This window comes from Mesorhizobium sp. WSM4828 (genome assembly GCF_055811175.1).
The window spans coordinates 1-2,500 of the sequence record NZ_JBVVQK010000028.1 but is presented as its reverse complement, the minus strand read 5'-3'; the positions used below and the strand labels follow the sequence as shown (position 1 = coordinate 2,500).

1 protein-coding gene, 1 tRNA gene and 2 rRNA genes (1 of these 4 cut by a window edge) are annotated in these 2,500 nt (G+C 55.7%); 3 read left to right on the top strand and 1 reads right to left on the bottom strand.

Annotation, left to right across the window (positions count from 1 at the left end; genetic code table 11):
• The 3 genes from AC0L2X_RS25720 to AC0L2X_RS25710 form a co-directional block, all read left to right on the top strand.
• Positions 1 to 1,608 (top strand): 23S ribosomal RNA (locus AC0L2X_RS25720); it begins 1,191 nt to the left of the window's first position.
• A gap of 76 nt (positions 1,609 to 1,684) precedes the next feature.
• Positions 1,685 to 1,799 (top strand): 5S ribosomal RNA (gene rrf, locus AC0L2X_RS25715).
• 130 nt (positions 1,800 to 1,929) lie between these two features.
• Positions 1,930 to 2,006, top strand: a tRNA-Met gene (locus tag AC0L2X_RS25710).
• 303 nt (positions 2,007 to 2,309) lie between these two features.
• On the opposite strand, the gene AC0L2X_RS25705 is transcribed toward AC0L2X_RS25710, so the two are convergent.
• Positions 2,310 to 2,500: hypothetical protein (locus tag AC0L2X_RS25705; RefSeq protein ID WP_473600564.1), on the bottom strand; the 191-nt coding region annotated here is incomplete at its 5' end.

The window sequence follows — 2,500 nt, the reverse complement described above, 5'->3', positions numbered from 1 at the left end:
CATACACCGAAGCTTAGGGTTTGCAGCAATGCAAGCGGTAGCGGAGCGTTCTGTAAGCTGATGAAGCCATACCCGTGAGGGGTGGTGGAGGTATCAGAAGTGCGAATGCTGACATGAGTAACGTAAGGGGAGTGAGAGACTCCCCCGCCGAAAGTCCAAGGGTTCCTGCTTAAAGCTAATCTGAGCAGGGTTAGCCGGCCCCTAAGTCGAGGCAGAAATGCGTAGACGATGGGAACCACGTTAATATTCGTGGGCCTGGAGGAAGTGACGGATCATTGAGGTAGTCCAATCTTATCGGATTGAAAGGGCTGCTGCGTGGTTCCAGGAAATAGCTCCTCCTTATAGACCGTACCCGAAACCGACACTGGTGGACTGGTAGAGTATACCAAGGCGCTTGAGAGAACTATGCTGAAGGAACTCGGCAAATTGCACGCGTAACTTCGGAAGAAGCGTGACCCTTTCATGCGCAAGCATGGGAGGGTGGCACAGACCAGGGGGTAGCGACTGTTTATCAAAAACACAGGGCTCTGCGAAGTCGCAAGACGACGTATAGGGTCTGACGCCTGCCCGGTGCTGGAAGGTTAAGAGGAGGGGTGCAAGCTCTGAATCGAAGCCCCAGTAAACGGCGGCCGTAACTATAACGGTCCTAAGGTAGCGAAATTCCTTGTCGGGTAAGTTCCGACCTGCACGAATGGCGTAACGACTTCCCCGCTGTCTCCAGCATAGACTCAGTGAAATTGAATTCCCCGTGAAGATGCGGGGTTCCTGCGGTTAGACGGAAAGACCCCGTGCACCTTTACTATAGCTTTACATTGGCATTCGTAGTGGCATGTGTAGGATAGGTGGTAGGCTTTGAAACCTGGGCGCCAGCTCAGGTGGAGCCACCCTTGAAATACCACCCTTATCACTATGGATGTCTAACCGCGGCCCGTTATCCGGGCCCGGGACAATGTATGGTGGGTAGTTTGACTGGGGCGGTCGCCTCCTAAAGAGTAACGGAGGCGCGCGATGGTGGGCTCAGAACGGTCGGAAATCGTTCGCTGAGTGCAATGGCATAAGCCTGCCTGACTGCGAGACTGACAAGTCGAGCAGAGACGAAAGTCGGTCATAGTGATCCGGTGGTCCCGCGTGGAAGGGCCATCGCTCAACGGATAAAAGGTACGCCGGGGATAACAGGCTGATGACCCCCAAGAGTCCATATCGACGGGGTTGTTTGGCACCTCGATGTCGACTCATCGCATCCTGGGGCTGGAGCAGGTCCCAAGGGTATGGCTGTTCGCCATTTAAAGCGGTACGTGAGTTGGGTTCAGAACGTCGTGAGACAGTTCGGTCCCTATCTGCCGTGGGTGTAGGAATATTGAAAGGATCTGTCCCTAGTACGAGAGGACCGGGATGGACGGATCTCTGGTGGACCTGTTGTGGCGCCAGCCGCATAGCAGGGTAGCTATATCCGGACGGGATAACCGCTGAAGGCATCTAAGCGGGAAACCCACCTTAAAACGAGTATTCCCTGAGAACCGTGGAAGACGACCACGTTGATAGGCCGGGTGTGGAAGAGCGGCAACGCTTGAAGCTTACCGGTACTAATAGTTCGATCGGCTTGATCGTTCTCATTCCTAATGCCCATCGTGAACACGATGGATGGCACAGAAAACAGCTTCTCGAGCAACGTGCGTTTTGCCGACCTGGTGGTTATGGCGGAGCGGCTGCACCCGATCCCATTCCGAACTCGGCCGTGAAACGCTCCAGCGCTGATGGTACTTCGTCTCAAGACGCGGGAGAGTAGGTCGCTGCCAGGTCTGCCAAGCGCACGTTGTTTAATCTTCTCCTTACGAACAGGCCCGCCAACGGGACTCCGGGCCGCGCAAGCGGCCCTTTCATTTGGCGGAAGCTTGAATTCGGTGAGCCAAGGCTTACCTTTAGGGTTGACGCGGGGTGGAGCAGCCCGGTAGCTCGTCAGGCTCATAACCTGAAGGTCACAGGTTCAAATCCTGTCCCCGCAACCAAATTCGAAAACGGCCCGCCTTGTGCGGGCCGTTTTCGTATGCGCTGAAGTACGGCAACAGGAGACTTAGCATTCCGCGGCCAATTTTTCGCGTATGTGTTCCGATCCACCTCTCATACGTCGGGCGAATGGCCGATCGGGATTTACGACGCGCCAAAAGGGCGCGCTGCCGTCTTGACTGATATGCACCAAGTGCCGCCGCACAGTCACTGGGCAGCAGGCGTCTGCTCCGTATTTTGCCGCGAGCTTACGTCGTAACTCTGCAAGGTCCGACAGGTGGCCAGGTCGCGCAGCCCGCAGCTCGTCAGCGACCATTTTCTCGGTTGGGATCAGCATGCTCTGCGTAAGGTGTTTGCCTTTGCGTCGCGTTTTGACCACCGGCAATTCGCTCATAATTCACCTCCAGGAACTCTGTAACCGCTAAGCCGACCCCATCTGGCGCGGCTTGAGGTGATGAGCGAGAGATAGTGACACTGAAGAAGGCGAGGAGCTTAC